Raw genomic sequence first — 22723 nt, 5'->3', positions numbered from 1 at the left:
GAAACCATGAGCAGGAATTACCCGTCATAGGTTAATATAACACGATTGACGGCCGGAGATATTCCGGGGAATCCCGGTCAAACAGCTATAAGCTTAATATTGAAGAGATCAGTGAATAAGGCATCAAAGTTCCCGGCTCCGCAGTTTATACCCATTGATATCTTCACATATCCTCCCTACCCCTGAATATACTTTAGTTACAGCATGCCTCAGAGTTACTCTCTTTAAGAAGCATGTGCATACGCCCGTACCGATTTATATTCCATGGGAGGTGGTCATCCTGTCGCAATCACCCGGTCCATATGCGTTTGTCGTGTCAAAAGAAGACTGGTCCCTTCACCGCAAAGGCCATCAGGATCAGGAACGTCATCAGCAGAAGGTCAGGGAAGCCATTAAGGATAATCTGCCCGACCTCGTTACCGAAGAGAACATTATCATGTCGGACGGAAAACAGATTGTGAAGGTGCCGATCCGCAGTCTGGATGAGTACCGGATTATCTATAACTTCCGCAAGCAAAAGCATGTCGGCCAGGGAGACGGAGACAGCCAGGTTGGTGATGTGCTCGGCCGTGATTCGCAATCTGCCCAACCGGGCAAAGGTGACAAGGCCGGCGATCAGCCGGGTCAGGATACGGTTGAGGCTGAAGTGAACCTGGAGGATTTGGAGGACATTCTGTTCCAGGACCTGGAGCTGCCCCACCTAGCACCGAAGGATAAAGAAGAGATCGAGGTCAAGTCCATCGTCTTCAACGATATCCGCAAAAAAGGCATGATGTCGAACATCGACAAGAAGCGCACCTTGCTGGAGAATCTGCGGCGCAACGCCAGCAACGGAAATCCCGGCATCCACAGCATCAGTCCCGATGATCTGCGCTACAAAACGTGGGATGATATTACCGTTCCTCATTCCAATGCAGTCATCATCGCCATGATGGATACCTCCGGGTCCATGGGCACCTTTGAGAAATACTGCGCCCGCAGCTTCTTTTTCTGGATGACCCGCTTCCTGCGCCGGCAATACGAAAAGGTCGAGATTGTGTTCCTCGCTCATCATACGGAAGCCAAAGAGGTCAGTGAGCATGATTTCTTCACCCGGGGTGAAAGCGGGGGCACGATCTGCTCGTCAGCCTACCAGAAGGCGCTGGAGATTATCGACAGCCGGTATCCGCCGGCCAAATACAATATCTATCCTTTTCATTTCTCGGATGGCGACAATCTCACCTCGGATAACGAACGTTGCGTCAAGCTGATCGGGGAGCTGCTGAAGCGCAGCAATATGTTCGGATACGGCGAGGTGAACCAGTACAACCGCAGCAGCACGCTGATGTCCGCCTACCGGCATCTGAAGCAGGAGCAGTTCATGCATTATGTCATTAAGGATAAGAAGGAAGTGTACCAGGCGCTCAAGACCTTTTTCGGCAAAAGAGATTTGGCGAAATCGTGATGAGACGGATTTAGAGGAGAACTAATAAGATAATAAGAAGGTATCCCACGGGCTTCATTCAACAAATTCAAATCGGGCGGGTAAGCGATGTCCCTTGGTACGCAGGTGAGGGCATCCAACAGTGCTTCTCTTCGAACCGCATCGGTCAGCATCTGCCGTGAGTGACATATCCCCTAAAAAGAAAATGCAGCGCGTAGCCTAAGCGGATACGCGCTGCATTTTTATACTGCACCTAGCCCCTAACTGAAGATCCCTTCCCTAAATACAAGCTTTTTCAGGGCTAACATTAATCATTCCTGTTTTTTGCAATAAATTCAGCAATTTGGATAAAACTCCGATCTGTTAGGATATTCAGGTCTCCTTGCAGCACCACGTTAAACTTTTTTTCAATATTAACGAGAATCATGATGAAATCAAGGGAATTAATATAATTGGACAACTCCAGGTCACCTTCCAAGCTGGCCAGCAATCCAGTTTCACCCGATTTTCCCGCTTCTTCAGCTCTTTGCAAGAGATGAGCATTAATGATTTCAAGCAATTCCTGAGTAATCGTATCCATGGAATGCATAGTAGACGCTCCTTTGTATGGACCTAGTATGTGTTAACACCATCATCGATCTGTATAATCCCTTTCATCTGTGTACCTCTTCATCGCTTCGTTAAAAAGGTTTCATAAAACTTTAACTCGGCATCGTAAATACTGCTGATTCGATCCGGCAATTCGGCGAATTGTTCAACTTTAAACTGATTGGAGTATACATATTTGCCCACGATCGCTCTAATCATGCTCCACTCATTAGTAATACTCTGTAGAATGGCACTTAAAGGCTCCTGCTCCATCTGCAAAAGCTTCAGCTTGTAGCTCTCCGCTTGTTTCGCCAATATGATTGAATTCAGCTTATCGAGTTGCTGTGCAGCATAATCTATAGATATGTGCGCTTGCTGCATCAATCTCCCATACCACAGCTCCGACACTTCCAGCAGCTGGTCTAGACCTTCTGTAATTACATTCATATTTGCCTGAATGAGTTCCTGGTATTGTTCCGCTTCGCCGGAAATCATGGAAGCAGCTTGATTCAGCTTATAAAATTCATAGTAGGAATCCAGCTTCATTTGTCCTTGATTGAATTCATGATCAAATTCAATATAAGCCCGCTCCAAATCTTCCATCCGGATTGTTTTTTTATCATAGGACAGGTTCTCCATCTGCAAATGTTCAATAATATGAAAATGGCCGGTACAATCATTATATCCATGAACTAAGATGGTGTGTGGCAAATGCTTCTTCCGAAAAGTGTCTTTGCGAATCGGCAATTCGTAACAATCAACCCATAGTACGACAGGTCTCCCCATGTCTACCGCACTCTTGATTTTGTCAATGACTGTTCCGGCAAACTGTTCCTTCTCGACTGCGATTCCAAGCCCTGCAAGAGCTTCAATAAGACCCTTATTGCTTCTGTAAGAGATTCCGCAAAGGGCGCCTTCCCCTGTCAGGGCCGTTTCATACACAACCCAATCGTTAATCAGTAACGGCAATATACTAAGCTGAAAATGCCGTATAACCGGAAACAACGAATTATACAAGCAACTTTGATAATAGATTTCGTTAAAAGGTTCTATCGGTTCAATGATTTTTGCCATCCCTTTTTCCCCGCTTTCACTTCAAGCACGCACTCAGTCCTCAACCTTAGAATTCGAGTTTTCCAGAGTTTCCGCTATTTTCTCAAGCGTCCGGTCCCGTTCAATATTTAAATGGTCTACCGCCACACCATGCTTTTCCAGCTCAACCTCCACCCGGATAAGCAATAAGGAGTGTCCCCCCAAGTCGTAAAAATTGTCATCCACCCTCATCACATCACGTTCGAACAGTTCTCCCCAAATGCTTGCCAATAATTTCTCAAGTTCGGTGTATTCACCGGATTCTCTTCCAACCAGCTGCACGTTCTTGAAGAACGGTTGCTCCTGAATCTGACCATTCATCGCTACTTGATCTGCGTGTACAGCGTTCATCTCTCCCAGAATCATTCTGGGCCGATTCGAATATAGGATTTGATCAAGTGCAGCCAGCGCAGAACGAGGTGTAATATGGCTAATACCTTTATCGCTTTCTTTGACGCCGTAATTAGCAGCCATACCGACTTCCTTCCAGGCCGGCCAATTGATAGAACAAGCCGTCATACCTAATCGGGATCGGTAGGAAGCGAATGAATCCAAAAACCTGTTGGCAGCCGTGTAGTCCCCTTGGCCCACTCCCCCAGTAAGCGAAGCGAGCGACGAGCACAGCACAAAAAAGTCAAGGTCATTGTCTTTCGTAAGCAAGTGTAAGTTCCATGTCCCCATTACTTTAGGAGACAGGACCGCGTCCATTTGCTCTTGGCTTCTCCTGAACAGCATCCCGTCTCCTGCGATGCCTGCAGCATGAAAAATTCCACTAATATTTCCGAGGCTGGCTCTAATCTGCCGGATCAGCACGTCCATTTGATCGAAATCGGTAACATCCGCGCTGTAAGAATGTATGGTTGAACCCAGACTCTCCATTTCTTCTATGCTTTCAATGATGCGTTTTCGTTTAGGATCATCCCCCGCTTTAATAGAGCTCCATTCTTCACGGCTCGGCAAGGGCGTCCGGCTCACAAGGGCAATGGAGATTTGCTGTTGTCTCGCCCAATGTTTGGCCACTTCTAAGCCAATCCCCCCATGTCCTCCTGTAATGACATAGACACCATTGTGGCGAATGGAAACGGCTTCGGTTGTTCCTAGATCCGCTGCCTGTAAGCTTTCTATATATCTAACGCCGTTGCGGTATGCAAATTCTGTCGCTTCTCTGATTGAAGATAACATTTGCCCAATTACGGGAGGTTCAATCGTTACGTCCAAATCAAAGCTGCGAGTGTACAGGTACGGATGTTCTTGATGAATAACCTTCGCCATCCCGAGCATAGCGGCACCGATCGGATCGATCTGTGGCTCGTCCCCTGTCACGGCATTTGCAAATCGGGTAAGGACAGAAATCACTGTTTCTTGTCTTCGCTGCTTCTTGAATAATGCTTTTGATAAAGAAGCCAAGCTGTACACGCTGCGAACGAGGCGTTCCTGCAGCTCCAAGGTATGGTGCGGCAGCCGTTCTTCGAGATCAAAGGCATGGATGACATGCCCAACCTTTCCTACTTGCTCGAGCAATAAGAGGTAGTCAGAGTCATTGCCTGAAATCACGTATTCATAATCCGTTACTTTGCTGTACTGGGGTCCATAATAAACTTCAATATATTCCCGGTTTTGTATTTCCAGCAATGTACAGATCTGGCCGCAAACCGGAGCCGTTGTTCGAAAGAAAACCGTCATCCCGTCAATGGGTTCCGGGAGTTTGTCATTAATACTTTGGGGCACCCATTTTGGCTGGTAATAACAATACTCCTCTTCATGCACGGATGTTAAAGTCTCACGTCTCTCAACAGGCTGTGTATGCTTCTCCGGAATGTTGATCCAGCATCTGCTTTTCGAATAGCTGTAGGTCGGCACACTGACTTTATTGTAAGAACGTGTCGGATATAACAGTTTCCAATTCATCTCTGTTCCTTGTGTATAAGCCTGAGCGAAATCATGAAACGTTCTTCCCGCATCGGACGAATCTTTGCTAATATTGGACAGAAGTTCTTTGACGTCCTTGGAGGCGGAACCGGTCGCAGCTTCAGGATTTGTCCAGGTGGCTTTGTTAGCGCTGACGTTATGGCTGCCGTAATAAATATGATGCTCTTCCATCGTAACGAATGGGGTTTTTAGAAATCGCTCCAATTGCTGAAGCAGTTCTTCTATGCTGCATGCCTTCAGCACCAAGCGGTGGGCGTAGTGACCTCTCCCCGTATTAACGGTGTAGCAAATATCCCCGATTCTATGCTGGCCGGCAGAACTCGATAGGAAAAGTATATATCTGTTTACCATATCTAACAGGTTCGTTTGTTCCATGGCAGATAAGGTGAAAATATGATGTGAATGGTCAGGGGAAGTCTCTGTTCGTTCAGGAGCCTCCTCTAATACGACATGGCAATTCGTTCCGCTTAAACCGAACGAACTTACCCCGCATCTTCTTTTTGAACCTGGTGAACGCTTCCACTCGATTAACCGGTCTGCAATATAAACGGGCGAATTAATAAACGATATATTAGGATTAGGTTGTTTAAAATGCAGCATCGGTGGAATTTGTTGATGCTCTAAGGCCAGCACGGCCTTAATAAAACCAGCGATTCCCGCTGCATGATCCAAATGACCGATATTTGTTTTGACAGAACCGATGGCGCAAAATTGCATCTTTGAGGTATGCTTGCGGAATGCATTGTGTATCCCTTGGATTTCGATAGGATCTCCCAGCTTTGTTGCCGTACCATGGGCTTCCAGATAGGAGATGGATTCAGGATCGATTCCCGCATCTTGCCATGCTCTTAGAATAACCCGCTCCTGTGCGGCTGGATTCGGTGCTGTGAGTCCTACCGAGCTTCCATCTTGATTCCATGCACTGCCCTTAACGACCGCATAGATATGATCATGATCCAACATCGCTTGATGCAGTGGTTTCAACAGAACAGCCGCGACTCCCTCTGCAGTATTTGTTCCATCCGATTCTGCATCGAAGGTTCGCGTGTACCCGTCTGATGATTCAGTTCCCATTTTGTAGTCATTCGCCTGACTGGCCGGTAACATATTGATTCTGACGCTTCCCGCTATCGCAGTATTGCATTCGCCTGTGCGAATAGAGCGGCATGCCAGATGAAGTGCAGACAAAGATGAAGAGCATGCAGTATCCACCACACTGCTGGGGCCTTTAAAATCAAATATATAGGAAATCCTCCCGGCAATAATCGATTTTAGATTACCTGAAGTTGTCAGACCCACAAGCTCCGGAGCGGACCTTTGCGCGAGTGCTTTGTATTCATTGAGCCCGTCGCTTGATAATCCGACGAATACTCCGGTTTCGCTGCCAACGAGTTCCCTCCCCCCGTATCCCGCATCCTCCATAGTGGCATAGACAGTCTCCAGAAAGAGCCGTTGGTGCGGATCCATTAACTGGGCCTCAATAGCCGGCAGAGAAAAAAATTTATAATCGAACATGTCGATGTTACCAAGATAAGTAGCTTTCTTAAATTCCTTAGGGTCGATGCCGCTTTGCTTTAGCACATCTGTAATATCTTTTTTACGTGTTTGCGGAATTTCTTCTATTAGACTCTTCCCTTCAACTATACAATTCCAAAATTCATTTGTATTTTTTGCGCTCCCAATCTGACAGGATACACCAATCACTGCAATATCCTTACTTGAGATTTGTTCAAACTTGATATTCTCGTTCGTTGATAGCACTTCGGAAGTATCGAAGTCGACTAGTCTTTTTTTCACATCGCACCCTCCAATTCGAAACCTGCTCTGATGTATAATCGGTAGAACAGAAGAGAAGGACCTTCGTTTGCCTTCTCCTCTCTTCTCCTGTTCACTTCACGTCTCTTACAGACCGACCTTTTTTTCACATTGTTCCATCATTTTAGCCAATAAGCTTACGAACTGGCGAAGCAGCCTCTCTACAGACGCTTGTAAAATCCGGCCCTGGTTGTACTCACATGTCATTGACTGGACAATGCCAGCCTCTCCACAATTGAGCACAAGATCAAACTGCTTTGCAAAGCCTGACGGCAATGGGTCAGCGCCTGTAAATGCACAAAGGATTTGGCCTTCTTGCGGCTCATAAGCAGCATACTTCACCTGGTCCCAATGAAATCGCCCTTCCGTTTTCAGGTATCCGTCTACTATTGCAAAAACTTCCTCCAGCTCTTCGGCTTCCCGGAACGAAACCTCAACCCGGCATACATCGCCGCCTTCTATCAGGCAAGGCAAAGTAACCGTTTCTGTCTGTGCGTATTCCGACATTAAATATGCAAAAGCGGTCAACAGCACAGACCTCTTTTGAATGCTGTAGTGACTCGAAATGCGTTCCAAGCTTTGACTCGTTCGTTCCGAGAGCTCAAAGCGCAATACATCGCCCGGAATGTAGACTCCTTGCTCGGTCATACCTGACGTTGGGAATGCGAGGGGGAGGTGCTTCCATGTAGATGCTTGTTTTTGCACATGGACCGTTTCGATATACTGAGCCAATTGACGCACGTTCGGGTTTCCGAACAAATCCGCTACAACAAGTACGCCCGGATACTTTTGCTCTAGTTTGGAATATATATCCATAATGCGCAATGAGTTTCCACCCACATGGAAGAAGTTATCCGTAACCCCGATGTCGTCTTTGTGAAGAACCCCTTGCCATACTTTCAAAATTCCAGACTCAATCTCAGTAGCAGGCGGCAGTTTTTCTTCTTGATCATCCATGGCCACATCTGGAACAGGCAGAAGTGTTCGGTTCACTTTGCCGTTATTATTAAGCGGAATATGGTCCAGTTCCACAAAATAGGACGGGATCATATAGTCCGGCAGATATCTGGACAGGTGAGCATGTATTTGGGCTACAGTCAGCGGCATGCTGCAAACCAGATAAGCGCATAGATATGCCTGCCCTTGCTCGTCCTTCCGGTCGACTACGACAGCTTCACGGATATGCCCATGCGCCTGAAGCTGCGCCTCGATCTCCCCACACTCGATCCGGTAGCCGCGGATCTTCACTTGATGGTCGATCCGGCCCAGGTACTCCAGGTTGCCGTCCGGCAGCCATCTCGCCAAATCCCCGGTCCGGTACATCCGCATCCCCGGCTCGAACGGGTTGTCTACGAACTTCTCCGCTGTCAGGTCTGGCCGGTTCAGATAGCCCCGGGCCACGCCGGCTCCCGTGAGACAGATTTCGCCCGGCACACCCATGGGCAGTAACCGGCCTTCCTGATCCAGAATATACACCCGCACATTGGACACCGGTTTACCGATCGGAACGATTCCCATCTCTTCTTCCGCCTCGTCTGCCGGCCACATCGTGGCGCACACCGTCGTTTCCGTCGGCCCGTACGCATTGATTAAGTTGACGTAAGGACTCCACTTCCGCACCACCTCCTGCGGACAGGCCGAGCCCGCCGTGATGACCGTTCTCAACGGGCGGACCTGCTCCGGATGCATCCGTGTTAAGTATGCCGGCGGCAGAGTGATTACTGTAATGCCGTTTTCCCGGATGTACTGCTCGAACTCCCCGAGGTGATGGATCACTTCCACCGGCACTATATGCAATTGCGCCCCGCTGCACAGGCTCATCACGATTTCCGATAGAGAGGCATCGAACGAAAGCGATGCAAATTGGAGAATCCGGTCATCTCCGGTAATCTGCAGCGTACGTTGAAACATGGACGTCAAGTTGGCCACACTCCGGTGCTCGGCCATCACTCCTTTGGGCCGACCCGTCGAGCCTGAAGTGTAGATGATATATGCCAGGTTCTCCGGCCCGCTGACCGCTTCTAAATTGCAGCCATCGATACTGCTGCTTTCCCCGACAGACATTGTACCGGTCGCAGCGGTTTCGGCCTTTGCTATCGTCAGTCCCAGCTTCGCTCCCGCAAAGGCAGTTTCCGCCAGCAGCGCCTCATCGCCTATCAGCCACTGACTGCCGCTGTCCTCCAGCATGTATTGGATGCGCTCTGCCGGATAGGCCGGATCGATCGGCAAGTACGCCCCGCCGGCCTTCAGGATGCCGAGCACCCCGATGATCATCTCCACCGAGCGTTCCATCAGGATCGCCACGATGTGGTCCGGCCCCATACCTTGCCCGCACAGCGTCCACGCCAGCTGATTCGCCCGCGCATTCAGCTCCGTATAGGTGAGCTGCTGTTCCCCGTACACGGCCGCCACCGCATGCGGCGTCTTCTTCACCTGTTCCTCGAACAGACCGTGAATCGTCGCTTCCCGCGGATACTCCGCCGCCGTGTCGTTGAACCCGTGCAGCAGCTGCTCTTTCTCCTCTGGCGTGACAAGCTCATACGAGCCGATGCTTGCTTCCGGCTGCCCGGTGATTTGCGACAAGAGCTGCATGAAGTGCATCAGGTACCGCCCGGCTGTCTCCTCGTTGAACAGCGCGCAGCTGTATTCCAGCATCAGTTGAAGTCCTTGATCACTCTCCGCAACGTTCAGCGTTAAGTCAAACTTCGTCGCCAGGTGATTTAGCTCGACCGGACGAACGTCAACATCCGCCAGGGTAAAGCGCGCCTGCTCCATGTTCTGCAGCACCAGCATCGTGTCAAACAGCGGGTTGCGGCTCCTATCGCGCCGCACGTTCAGCTTCTCTACCAGTTCCTCGAACGGATAGTCCTGATGCTCGAACGCCACCAGCGTCCGCTCCTTCACCTCGCGCACGAAGTCCATAAACCGCTTCTCCCCGGACGGGGCGTTGCGCAGCGCCAGCGTGTTCACGAACATCCCGATCATCGGCTCCGTATCCGTATGCGTCCGCCCCGACACCGGCGTCCCGACCACGATGTCGGTCTGCCCTGTGTACTTGTGCAGCCACACGTTATAGGCGGCCAGCAGTACCATGTACAGCGTGGCTCCGGTCTCCGCAGCGATTCGTTTTAGGGCCTCTGCCGTCTTGACGTTCACTTTCGTGTATACCCGTCCGCCTTCACTGCTTGGCACCGCTGGACGCCTCCGGTCGGCCGGCAGCTCCAGCACCGGCGCTTCCTCCGCATAGGCCGACAGCCAGTACGCTTCATGCCCTTGCATCTGCTCCACCCCGAGCGTGCCCTGCTGCCAGACCGCGTAGTCCTTGTACTGGATCCGCAGCGGCTCCAGCTCTTCGCCGGCATACGCCGCCATGAAGTCCGACACCAGAAGGTTCATCGACACGCCGTCCGACACGATATGATGCATATCCCACACCAGCCAATGGCGCTCCTCTGCCAGCCGCAGCAGCCCGGCCCGCAGCAGCGGCGCCTGACTCAGTTCGAACGGCCGTACGAAGCTCCGGGTGAGTTCCCGCGCCTGCGCTTCATCTGCATCCCGGTATACCCATTCCAATGCCACGTCATCATGCACCTGTTGCCGCGGTTCGCCGTCGATCCACCTGAACGACGTGCGTAGCGATTCGTGACGGGCGATGACCGAACGAACCGCTTGTTCCAGCCGATCCGCATCAATTTTCCCTGTGAGCTCCACGACTCCCGGCATGTTGTAGCGCGTGCTCTCCGGCTCCACCTCATGCAGCACGTATAGCCGCCGCTGCGCCGAAGACAGCGGATAATCCTTCCCCGGTTTCGCCGGTTCGATGGCGCTGTATGCCATCTTCGACATCCCCTCGATCTTCCGCGCCTGCTCCTTGATCGTCGGCAGTCGGAATACGTCCTGCAGCGTCAGCTCTACGTTCATCGTCTTCTGGATTTTGGACACCAGCGCGGTTGCCCGCAAGGAGTGCCCTCCGATTGCAAAAAAGTCGTCGCTCATCCCAATGTTCTCTACGCCAAGCACGTCCTGCCAAATCCCAAGCAACTTCCGTTCCGTCTCGGTACTCGCTGCCTCATACCGTTCTTCCGAATGCATTCTGGCATCCGGCTCCGGCAACGCTTTACGGTTCAGCTTGCCGTTAGGGGTCAGCGGCAAGCGCTCCATCGGCATCATATACCCCGGTATCATATAGGACGGCAGGGCCCGCCCGAGGTGCTCCCGAATCTCCGCCGAAGCCGTCTCCTCCTGCAGCACCACGTACGCGCACAAGTATTTCCCGCCGGCCGCATCCTCCCGGGCGATCACCACCGCTTCGCGGACCGCCTCATGCTTCAGCAACTGGTTCTCGATTTCTCCCAGTTCCACCCGGTAGCCGCGGATCTTCACCTGGTAATCTTGGCGTCCCAGGAACTCCATGTTGCCGTCCGGCAGCATGCGCCCCATGTCCCCCGTCCGGTACATCCGCCCCTGCGGCACAAACGGATTGGCCATAAACGATGCGCTTGTCTTCGCCGGATCGTTCAAATAGCCTCTGGCTACGCCCACTCCCCCGATATACAGCTCGCCGGCCACCCCGTACGGCACCGGATGCCGATCTGCGTCCAGAATGTAGAAGGTATTGTTCGCCAGCGGCTTTCCGTACGGAATGCCCGTTTGATCCGCCGTAACTTCCTGGATCGGATAGTAGTTGGACCATACGGTGGCTTCCGTCGCACCCCCAAGTCCTATCACTTGGACGTTCGGGAAGTATGCCTTCGCGCGTTCCGCCAAATCGACCGGAATCCAGTCCCCGCTCACCAGCGCCAGCCGTAAAGCCTTCTGGCTGATCGCCTCCTCCTGTTCCTCTAGGCCATGCAGCACATGATTCAGCGTCGTCGGCACCGAGTCCCAAATCGTAATGGCTTCCTCTTCCAGCAACTGCTGCATCTGCTTGGGATCCTGCACCTGCTCCCGGCTTGCAATCACAATCTGGGCGCCTGCCGCCAGCGGTCCAAAAATGTCATACACCGACAAGTCGAAGCACATCGACGTGATGAACAACAGCCGGTCTTCCTCATGCACGCCAAATTCCTGATTGACCCAGCTGACCAGGTTCACTGCCGAATGATGCTCAATCATGACGCCCTTCGGCTCTCCGGTTGAGCCAGAGGTGTAAATAATGTACGCCAACTCGTGCGAATCTTTGGCAAGGCGAAGCGGCTCACTGGAATGCTCAATCAGCGAAGGGTCCCGGCTGTCGACGAATAGCGCAGGCGCTTCTGCATACGCCTGATCGACGACAACGACGCTCACTCCCGCATGGCTGATCATATGTGCGATCCGGCTTTGCGGGTAGTCCGGATCCATCGGTACATACGCCGCGCCGGCTTTCAGAATCGCCAGCATGCCGACGATCATCTCAAAACCCCGCCCGGTCATCAGCCCGACATGATCATTGAGTTTCACCCCCTGGGCCCGCAGCCGCCGCGCCAACCGGTTCGACCGCTCGTCCAGCTCCCGGTAGGTCAATGGCTGGCCGTTCCAGTTTAAAGCGGTCCGCCCGGGTGTCCTCGCCGCTTGTTCCTCGAACAGTTGGTGCAGCGTCTTCTCTGCTGCGTACGGCATATCCGTCCGGTTCCATTCGTACACAATATCTTGCCGTTCCGCAATCGCCATCAGGCGCTCTACCGACAAGATATCGGTCTCCTCGTCACATAGGGCCTCAAGGATTCGTTCGTACCAAACGAACGCCGTTTCGATCTCCCGATCCTCAAAATAAGCTGGCGCATATTTGATCTGCATGTTCAGCCTGTTAAAGTATTGCGATACTTCCAGATCAAACCACGTATTCGTCATTTCGTTTGCTTCCAAGCTCAGCGCCGCCATCTCCGATGCCAACTCTTGCCCCGGCCCCATCTCCTCCAGCACATGGAAATCCGTATAGTTAAACAGCGTATCGAAGATCGGGTTGACGGACGGACTCGACACTTCACCAATTGCCTGGGCAATGTCAGCCAGAAACAGTTCATGCGCCTTCATTTGCCCAAGCTGCCGTTTTGTACGGTTCACCAGTTCCCGCTTGGACACTTCGCGCGCTAGCCCCATGCGGATCGGCACCGTATTGAGGAAGCAGCCTAATACTTTGTCTGCATCTTCGATGGCCGGCCGGTCGTGGCTGACCACGCCCGTGACAATCTCTTCCTCCGTCGTCAGGATGCCCAGCAAATACACGTGCGCGCTCAAGCACAGCTCCTTGACGGTACAACCGTACCGCTTCGCCTGCCGCTTCAAGGCTCCCAGCAGCGTGCTGCTCAGTGGCCTGCGGTAAATTTTGCTGGCCGCTCCGCGGTCCCTCTTCTTGCCCGCGTAGTTAAACGGCAGCTTGTTGCGGGTATACCCCGCCAATTCGCGGATCCAATATTGCCGGCTCTCCTCGTCGCTCTCCCGGAACCGGTTGATGGCCACATAATCCTTGTAATTGCTATCCAGCGGCTTGACCTCCGCCGGCTCTCCCTGCAGCAGTTGCTGATAAATGCCTGCAAACTCCTGCTGGAAGGATGCCACGCTCCATCCGTCCAGAATCGCATGGTGGAACGTAAACACCATGCAATAATCGTAGCGTGCGTTCAGCCGGAACAAACGAACTCGCCACAGCACCTCGCCGTCGAACCGGAACAAGTTACGCTGGTCCTGTTCGATATGCGCGCGGATGACGCGCTCCTGCTCCTCACGGCTAAGGGAGGAGACATCTTCCACCGAAAACTCTGGCACGATCCGGTCGTGCACGAGCTGGACCTCTTCCTCGAAATGCGTGAGATCGAAGGTGGTACGCAGAATCGGATGCTTGTCGGATAACCGCTGCAACGCTTCTTCGAACTGTTCTACCGAAACGATTTTGAAATGATATAAGAACTGATCGTGGTAAATCGGCTCCTCCGGCCGCAATCTTGAGTAGAACACCATGCTCTGTTGAATTTTGCTAAGCGGATACACGTCCTCGTAATCCTCCGGCAGGTGCTTCGCCTGCTCGGAATCCTCCATGATGCGCCGCTTCATCTGCTCCAGCATCTCCCGCCCCAACTCCAGCTGCCGGTTCGGCTTGTGCTCCTGCGCCAAAAGCTCAGCCAACTCTCCGATGGTCTGATGCAGGTACAACTCTCTTAACGGGAGATCCGCCTCCATGTCGCAATTCATCCGGCTGACGAGGCGGATCGCCTTGATCGAGTCGCCGCCCAGCACAAAGAAGTTATCGTGGACGCCGACCTGCTCCGCTCCCAGCACTTCCTGCCAAATCTCCGCCAGTTGCCGCTGCGTCGGCGTGCTTGGCGCTTCGTAGACGCTGCCGGTATGCACCGATTCCGGCGCCGGCAGCGCCTTGCGCTCCACCTTGCCGTTAGGGCTCAGCGGCAGCTTCTCCAGCTCCATAAAGTAGGACGGGATCATGTAATCCGGCAGCTGTGTTGCCAGTTGCGCCCGCAGCTCCCGTACCGGAACGGCTTTGTCACTTACGAGATACGCGCACAAGTATGCCTGCCCTTGCTCGTCCTCGCGGGCCATGACCACCGCTTCGCGGATCTGCGCATGCGCCAGAAGCCGCACCTCAATTTCCCCGCACTCGATCCGGTAGCCGCGGATCTTCACTTGATGGTCGATCCGGCCCAGGTACTCCAGGTTGCCGTCCGGCAGCCATCTCGCCAAATCCCCGCTCCGGTACATCCGCGTCCCCGGCTCGAACGGGTTGTCTACGAATTTCTCCGCCGTCAATTCCGGCCGGTTTAAATAACCCCGTGCCAGTCCGTCGCCCGTGATGCACAGCTCCCCCGCGACGCCCATCGGCTGCAGTTGCTGCCCTTCGCCCAGAATATAGGCCCGCAGCGTCGGGAGCGGCTTGCCGATGTTGCTGATGCCGCTTGTGATCTCCGCCTCTCCAAGCTTCTTGTACGTCACGTGCACGGTCGTTTCCGTGATCCCGTACATGTTGATCAATTCCGTATGGGGATACTTCCGCCGCCATGCCCGCAACTGGACCGGCGCCAGCGCTTCTCCGCCAAAGATCACGGCTCGCACGCACAGCTCCGCATCCGCCTCTTCCATTTCCCGCTCTGACAACGCATAAAACGCGCTCGGCGTCTGATTCAACACCGTCACCCGCTCCTGCCGCAGCAGCCGCACCATCTGCTCCGGGTCCCTCGCCGTCATCAGCGGCACAACAACCAGCTTGCCTCCATAAAGCAGCGCTCCGTACATTTCCCATACCGAGAAATCGAAGCAATACGAGTGGAACAACGTCCACACATCCCGTTCGTTGAAATCAAACGCCATGCGGTCGTTGAACAACAGCCGCACCACGTTCCGGTGCGTAATCATCGTCCCTTTCGGCTTTCCAGTCGTCCCTGAGGTATAGATCACGTAGGCCAGATGCTCCGGCCTCGTCGCCTGCGGCGGATTCTCCGCGGGCATCAGCTCCGTTTCTAAGGCATATACCCGGCATCCCGCGAACGGAAGCGCCGGTGTCCGAAGCTCGACGTCACGGGTCGTCACCAGCCACTGCGCTCCGCTGTCCGCCAGCGTATAGGCGATTCGCTCAGCCGGATAATCCGGATCGATCGGCAAGTACGCCCCGCCGGCCTTCAGGATGCCGAGCATCCCGACGAGCATCTCCACCGAGCGATCCATCAGGATCGCCACGATACGGTCCGGCCCCACACCTTGCCCGCGCAGCGTCCACGCCAGCTGGTTCGCCCGCGCGTTCAGCTCCGCATAGGTCAGCTGCTGATCCCCGTACACGGCCGCCACCGCATCCGGCGTCTTCTTCACCTGTTCCTCAAACAGGCCGTGAATCGTCGCTTCCCGCGGATACTCCGCCGCCGTGTCGTTGAACGCATGCAGCAGTTGTTGCTTTTCCTCCGCCGTGACAAGCTCATACGAGCCGATGCTTGCTTCCGGCTGCCCGGCGATTTGCGACAAGAGCTGCACAAAGTGCATCAGGTACCGCCCTGCCGTCTCCCCGTTGAACAGTGCGCTGCTGTATTCCAGCAACAACTGAAGTCCTTGCTCACTCTCCGCAACGTTCAGCGTCAGATCGAACTTCGTCGCCCGATGGTTCAGCTCGACTGGACGAACGTCAACATCCGCCAGGCCAAATCGCGCCTGCTCCATGTTCTGCAGCACCAGCATCGTGTCAAACAAGGGGTTGCGGCTCATATCGCGCCGTACGTTCAGCTTCTCTACCAGTTCCTCGAACGGATAGTCCTGATGCTCAAACGCCGCCAACGTCCGCTCCTTCACTTCGCGCAAAAAGTCCATAAACCGCTTCTCCCCGGACGGGGCGTTGCGCAGCGCCAGCGTGTTCACGAACATTCCGATCATCGGCTCCGTATCACCATGCGTCCGTCCCGACACCGGCGTCCCGACCACAATGTCGGTCTGCCCCGTGTACTTGTGCAGCCACACGTTATAGGCGGCCAGCAGCACCATGTACAGCGTGGCTCCGGTCTCTGCCGCGATTCGTTTTAGGGCCTCTGCCGTCTCGGCGTTCACTTCGGTGTATACCCGTCCGCCTTCACTGCTTAACACCGCCGGACGCGTCCGGTCGGCCGGCAGCTCCAGCACCGGCGCTTCCTCCGCATAGGCCGACAGCCAGTATGCCTCATGCGCCTCCATTCGCTCGACCCCAAGCGTACCCTGCTGCCAGACCGCGTAGTCCTTGTACTGGATCTGCAGCGGCGCCAGCTCCTCACCGGCATACGCCGCCATGAAGTCCGACACCAGAAGGTTCATCGATACGCCGTCCGACACGATATGGTGCATGTCCCACACCAGCCAATGGCGCTTCTCCGCCAGCCGCAACAGTTCGATGCGCAGCAGCGGCGCCTGATCCAACGCGAACGGCCGCACGAAGTTCCGGATGAGCTCCCGGGCTTGCCCTTCATCTGCCTCCCGGCATCCCCATTCAAACGACACGTCTTCGTGTACCTGTTGTCTCGGTTCGCCGTCAATCCACCTGAACGACGTGCGCAGCGATTCGTGACGGGCGATAACCAAGCGAATCGCTTCCTTCAGCCGATCCGCATCCACCTGCCCTGTTAGCTCCATGACACCCGGCATGTTGTAGCGCGTGCTCTCCGGCTCCACCTCATGCAGCACGTATAGCCGCCGCTGCGCCGAAGACAGCGGGTACGATGCCTGTGCCGCTGCCGGCTCGATTTGGCCGTAGCCGCTTTCCTCCGTGCTGCGCACATAGACCGCCAACGCCTTCACCGTCGGACGCGCAAACAACTCCCGCAGCGGCAGCTCCACCGCCAGCTGCTGATGAATGCGCGACACCAGCGTCATCGCTTTCAGCGAGTGACCTCCGCGCTCGAAAAACGAATCACCGATGCCGACCTCGTTTACCCCCAGCACTCCTGCGAACAACTCCGCCAATTGCGTCTCCAGCGCATCCCGCGGCGCTTCATAGCCTTCGCTGTACGCCTCCCGGTCCGGCGCTGGCAGCGCCTTCCGGTCCACCTTGCCGTTAGAGTTCAGCGGCAGCTTCTCCAGCTCCACAAAGTAGGACGGGATCATGTAATCCGGCAGCTGTGTTGCCAGATGCGCCCGCAGCTCCGGTACCGGAACGGATTCTTCGCTTACAAGATACGCGCACAAGTACGCCTGTCCTTGCTCATCCTCGCGGGCCATGACCACCGCTTCGCGGACATGCGCATGCGCCAGAAGCTGTGCTTCGATCTCCCCGCACTCGATCCGGTAGCCGCGGATCTTCACTTGATGGTCGATCCGGCCCAGGTACTCCAGATTGCCGTCCGGCAGCCATCTCGCCAAATCGCCGGTCCGGTACATCCGCGTCCCCGGCTCGAACGGGTTGTCTACGAATTTCTCCGCCGTCAGGTCCGGCCGGTTGAAGTAACCCCGTGCCAGACCGTCCCCCGCGATGCACAGCTCCCCCGCGACGCCTATCGGCTGCAGCTGCCGGTTGTCACTTACAATGTACAGCTGCGTATTGGCGATCGGCCCCCCGACGGTCACTGTCTGGTCGACGGTCGCTTCCCGCACCGCTGACCAAATCGTCGTCTCCGTCGGACCGTACATATTGAACAGCGCGGCCTTTGATTTGCTTTGCAGATCAGCCAGCAGATCGTCCGTCCATGCCTCCCCGCCGACTAGTATTTCCGTTACGCCTTCAAGCCACGCCACGCAGCCCGCCGACAACAGCATCTTCAGCCGCGACGGCGTCATCTGCACCATGCCAATGCGCTGGCGTTCGATCAGCGCCGCCAGCTGCTGAGGGTCCTTCTGCTGTTCTTCGCTCGCTGCCACGACCCGCATGCCTTGCGTCAACGCTAGCAGCGTCTCCACCACCGAGATGTCGAATGACAGTGTGGTCGCAAATAAAATCGACTTCGCCGGAGCGAATGGAATCACTCTCGTCATCCCTGTGATGAAGTTAACCACCGAGCGATGCTCAATCATGACCCCTTTGGGGTTTCCTGTGGTCCCCGAGGTATAGATCACATACGCCAACTCGCCCGACGTTGCGTGAAGTGCGAAATTCACCCCGGCTGGTGCTTGCCCGGCTTCCGCCAGTTCCAGCACCGTGCCCTCAAATCCGCATGGATCCAGGCCAGGCTGAATCAGCAGTACCCCCGCGCCGCTGTCCCCGAGCATATACCGGATGCGTTCGGCCGGCAGCGCCGGATCGATCGGCAAGTACGCCCCGCCCGCCTTCAGGATGCCATAAAGCCCTACCATCAGTTCCAGCGAGCGTTCCGCCATAACCGCTACAATCGTTTCTGTCCCCACACCTTGCCCGCGCAGCGTCCACGCCAGCTGGTTCGCCCGCGCGTTCAGCTCCGCATAGGTCAGCTGCTGATCCCCGTACACGACCGCCACCGCATCCGGCGTCTTCTCCACCTGCTCTTCGAACAGACCGTGGATCGTCGCTTCCCGCGGATACTCCGCCGCCGTGTCGTTGAACCCGTGCAACAGCTGCTCTTTCTCCTCTGGCGTGACAAGCTCATACGAGCCGATGCTTGCTTCCGGCTGCCCGGTGATTTGCGACAAGAGCTGCACGAAGTGTATCAGGTACCGCCCGGCTGTCTCCCCGTTGAACAGTGCGCTGCTGTATTCCAGCAACAGCTGAAGTCCTTGCTCGCCATCCGCGACGTTCAGCGTTAAGTCAAACTTCGTCGCCCGGTGGTTCAGCTCGACCGGACGTACGTCAACATCCGCCAGGGTAAAGCGCGCCTGCTCCATGTTCTGCAGTACCAGCATCGTGTCAAACATGGGGTTGCGGCTCATATCGCGCCGTACGTTCAGCTTCTCTACCAGTTCCTCGAACGGATAGTCCTGATGCTCAAACGCCGCCAGCGTCCGCTCCTTCACTTCGCGCAAAAAGTCCATAAACCGCTTCTCCCCGGACGGGGCGTTGCGCAGCGCCAGCGTATTCACGAACATCCCGATCATCGGCTCCGTATCACCATGCGTCCGCCCAGACACCGGCGTGCCAACCACGATGTCGCTCTGCCCCGTGTACTTGTGCAGCCACACGTTATAGGCAGCCAGCAGTACCATGTACAGCGTGGCTCCGGTCTCTGCGGCAATCTGCTTCAACTCCTCGGCTACGTCCGCGCTGATCTGCGCATGAACCTGCCCGCCTTCACTGCTTGGCACCGCCGGACGCGTCCGGTCGGCCGGCAGCTCCAGCACCGGCGCTTCCTCCGCATAGACCGACAGCCAGTACGCCTCATGCCCTTGCATCCGCTCCACCCCGAGCGTGCCCTGCTGCCAGACCGCGTAGTCCTTGTACTGGATCCGCAGCGGCTCCAGCTCTTCGCCGGCATACGCCGCCATGAAGTCCGACACCAGAAGGTTCATCGACACGCCGTCCGACACGATATGATGCATATCCCACACCAGCCAATAGTGCTCCTCTGCCAGTCGCAGCAACCCGGCACGCAGCAGCGGCGCCTGACCGAGTGCGAACGGTTGCACAAAATTCCGGATGAGTTCCGGGGCTTGCCCTTCATCTGCATCCCGGCATACCCATTCAAACACCACGTCTTCGTGTACTTGTTGTCTCGGTTCGCCGTCGATCCACGTGAACGACGTGCGCAGCGATTCGTGACGGGCGATAACCGAGCAAATCGCTTCCTCCAGCCGATCCGCATCCACCTGCCCTGTTAGCTCCATAACCCCCGGCATGTTGTAGCGCGTGCTCTCCGGCTCCACCTCATGCAGCACGTATAGCCGCCGCTGCGCCGAAGACAGCGGGTACGATGCCTGTGCCACTGCCGGCTCGATCCGGCCGTAGCCGCTTTCCTCCGTGCTGCGCACATAGACCGCCAACGCCTTCACCGTCGGACGTGCGAACAGCTCCCGCAGCGGCAGCTCCACCGCCAGCTGCTGATGAATGCGCGACACCAGCGCCATCGCTTTCAGCGAGTGACCGCCGCGCTCAAAGAACGAATCGCCGATGCCGACTTCGTTTACCCCCAGCACCTCTGCGAACAGCTCCGCCAATTGCGTCTCCAGCGCATCCCGCGGCGCTTCATAGCCTTCGCTGTACGCCTCCCGGTCCGGCGCCGGCAGCGCCTTCCGGTCGACTTTGCCGTTAGGGGTCAGCGGCAGCTTCTCCAGCTCCACAAAGTAGGACGGGATCATGTAATCCGGCAGCTGTGTTGCCAGTTGCGCCCGCAGCTCCCGTACCGGAACGGCTTTGTCACTTACGAGATACGCGCACAAGTATGCCTGCCCTTGCTCGTCCTCGCGGACCATGACCACCGCTTCGCGGATCTGTGCATGCGCCAGAAGCCGCACCTCAATTTCCCCGCACTCGATCCGGTAGCCGCGGATCTTCACTTGATGGTCGATCCGGCCCAGGTACTCCAGGTTGCCGTCCGGCAGCCATCTCGCCAAATCCCCGCTCCGGTACATCCGCGTCCCCGGCTCGAACGGGTTGTCTACGAATTTCTCCGCCGTCAATTCCGGCCGGTTTAAATAACCCCGTGCCAGTCCGTCGCCCGTGATGCACAGCTCCCCCGCGACGCCCATCGGCTGCAGTTGCTGCCCTTCGCCCAGAATATAGGCCCGCAGCGTCGGGAGCGGCTTGCCGATGTTGCTGATGCCGCTTGTGATCTCCGCCTCTCCAAGCTTCTTGTACGTCACGTGCACGGTCGTTTCCGTGATCCCGTACATGTTGATCAATTCCGTACGGGGATACTTCCGCCGCCATGCCCGCAACTGGACCGGCGCCAGCGCTTCTCCGCCAAAGATCACGGCTCGCACGCACAGCTCCGCGTCCGCCTCTTCCATTTCCCGCTCTGACAACGCATAAAACGCGCTTGGCGTCTGATTCAACACCGTCACCCGCTCCTGCCGCAGCAGCCGCACCATCTGCTCCGGGTCCCTCGCCGTCATCAGCGGCACAACAACCAGCTTGCCTCCATAAAGCAGCGCTCCGTACATTTCCCATACCGAGAAATCGAAGCAATACGAGTGGAACAACGTCCACACATCCCGTTCGTTGAAATCAAACGCCATGCGGTCGTTGAACAACAGCCGCACCACGTTCCGGTGCGTAATCATCGTCCCTTTCGGCTTTCCAGTCGTCCCTGAGGTATAGATCACGTAGGCCAGATGCTCCGGCCTCGTCGCCTGCGGCGGATTCTCCGCGGGCATCAGCTCCGTTTCTAAGGCATATACCCGGCATCCCGCGAACGGAAGCGCCGGTGTCCGAAGCTCGACGTCACGGGTCGTCACCAGCCACTGCGCTCCGCTGTCCGCCAGCGTATAGGCGATTCGCTCAGCCGGATAATCCGGATCGATCGGCAAGTACGCCCCGCCGGCCTTCAGGATGCCGAGCATCCCGACGAGCATCTCCACCGAGCGATCCATCAGGATCGCCACGATACGGTCCGGCCCCACACCTTGCCCGCGCAGCGTCCACGCCAGCTGGTTCGCCCGCGCGTTCAGCTCCGCATAGGTCAGCTGCTGATCCCCGTACACGGCCGCCACCGCATCCGACGTCTTCTCCACCTGGGCTTCGAACAAACCGTGGATCGTCGCCTCCTGCGGATACTCCGCCGCCGTGTCGTTGAACGCATGCAGCAGTTGTTGCTTTTCCTGATCCGAAACCATATCGATCTGAGCAAGCGGCGTGTTTATCTGTTCCATTATTAAATCAAGGAAGTAAGCCAGCTGCTGCTTCAACCTGATCAGGCTCTCATGAGCATAGCGACTTGCATCATAATGCATTACAAATGAAAGTGTGTCGTCCTTCTTTTGAAAAGATATGTGTATGAGACATTCAGAGAGGATAGGGTCAATCGTTTGGTGAATGCTGTTAAGTGAGACAATCGTACCGAAACGCAATAACTCGTTACGGTTCATAGGCAGCCCGGTTTTCTCGGCTATGTAAGGATGGGGAAATTTCTGATGTTTGGCGGCTTCCGTTAAGCCATTGCGCACCTGGATTAGCACGTCCCTGAAAGTACTCTCAGAGCGGATTTGGATTCGAATCGGCAATACAGCCGAAGCAACTTCTTCGCTTCCTTTTTTTTTCAGTGGAGGCATACCTACTAATAAATCCGTAAGATTCAGATACCGGGAAAGAAACAACAGCGTTCCGGACATTAAGACCATGAACATTGCCTGTTCCGAGTTTTTAGATAGCGACTCTACACGATGTAAGGTCTCATTCGAAAGTTGCTGCTCAACCTGTCGGAACGACTGGCCGGCTACAACGCTTTCTCTGCCTAGAGAGAGGGTTGTTGGTGCGGGAGATTCCGCAAGCTGTTCAAGCCAATAATCAACGGCCTCCGAGTATTTACCACTAGAAGCCATAAGCCTAACGGTTAAAGAATCCATTTTTAAACCTCCAATACATTGAGTAGCTTTGCGTTC

General features: G+C 55.2%; 5 protein-coding genes. 1 reads left to right on the top strand and 4 read right to left on the bottom strand.

Annotated features, from left to right (window positions below):
* The first annotated feature begins 280 nt into the window (after positions 1 to 280).
* Positions 281 to 1444 carry a sporulation protein YhbH gene (gene yhbH / locus NSS79_RS09555; RefSeq protein ID WP_038599129.1) on the top strand — a complete coding sequence of 388 codons (1164 nt, stop codon included), beginning with the start codon at positions 281 to 283 and terminating at the stop codon, positions 1442 to 1444.
* Positions 1445 to 1730: 286 nt separating this feature from the next.
* Here yhbH and NSS79_RS09550 read toward each other — a convergent pair whose 3' ends face one another.
* From NSS79_RS09550 to NSS79_RS09535, 4 genes are all read right to left on the bottom strand, one after another.
* Positions 1731 to 2012, bottom strand: a complete 282-nt coding sequence (locus NSS79_RS09550; RefSeq protein WP_342439161.1) for a hypothetical protein — start codon at positions 2010 to 2012, stop codon at positions 1731 to 1733.
* Positions 2013 to 2092: 80 nt separating this feature from the next.
* The gene (locus NSS79_RS09545; RefSeq protein WP_342439160.1) at positions 2093 to 3085 is read right to left on the bottom strand and encodes a BtrH N-terminal domain-containing protein; all 993 of its coding nucleotides are present in this window, start codon (positions 3083 to 3085) and stop codon (positions 2093 to 2095) included.
* Positions 3086 to 3118: 33 nt separating this feature from the next.
* Positions 3119 to 6829 carry an SDR family NAD(P)-dependent oxidoreductase gene (locus tag NSS79_RS09540; RefSeq protein ID WP_342439159.1) on the bottom strand — a complete coding sequence of 1237 codons (3711 nt, stop codon included), beginning with the start codon at positions 6827 to 6829 and terminating at the stop codon, positions 3119 to 3121.
* A 105-nt stretch (positions 6830 to 6934) separates the two neighbouring features.
* Entirely contained in the window at positions 6935 to 22687 is a 15753-nt protein-coding gene (locus tag NSS79_RS09535) for an amino acid adenylation domain-containing protein (RefSeq protein WP_342439158.1), read from the bottom strand.
* Between the last annotated feature and the right edge of the window lie 36 nt (positions 22688 to 22723).

Origin of the sequence: Paenibacillus sp. FSL L8-0436 (assembly GCF_038593025.1) — a bacterium.
GTDB lineage: Bacteria > Bacillota > Bacilli > Paenibacillales > Paenibacillaceae > Paenibacillus_AQ.
This window is presented reverse-complemented; position numbering and strand designations above follow the sequence as displayed.

Excerpts from the sequence above, each read along its gene's own strand:
- NSS79_RS09535 (WP_342439158.1), bottom strand. The coding sequence starts at position 22,687 with ATGGATTCTTTAACCGTTAGGCTTATGGCTTCTAGTGGTAAATACTCG.
- NSS79_RS09550 (WP_342439161.1), bottom strand. The coding sequence starts at position 2,012 with ATGCATTCCATGGATACGATTACTCAGGAATTGCTTGAAATCATTAAT.
- NSS79_RS09545 (WP_342439160.1), bottom strand. The coding sequence starts at position 3,085 with ATGGCAAAAATCATTGAACCGATAGAACCTTTTAACGAAATCTATTAT.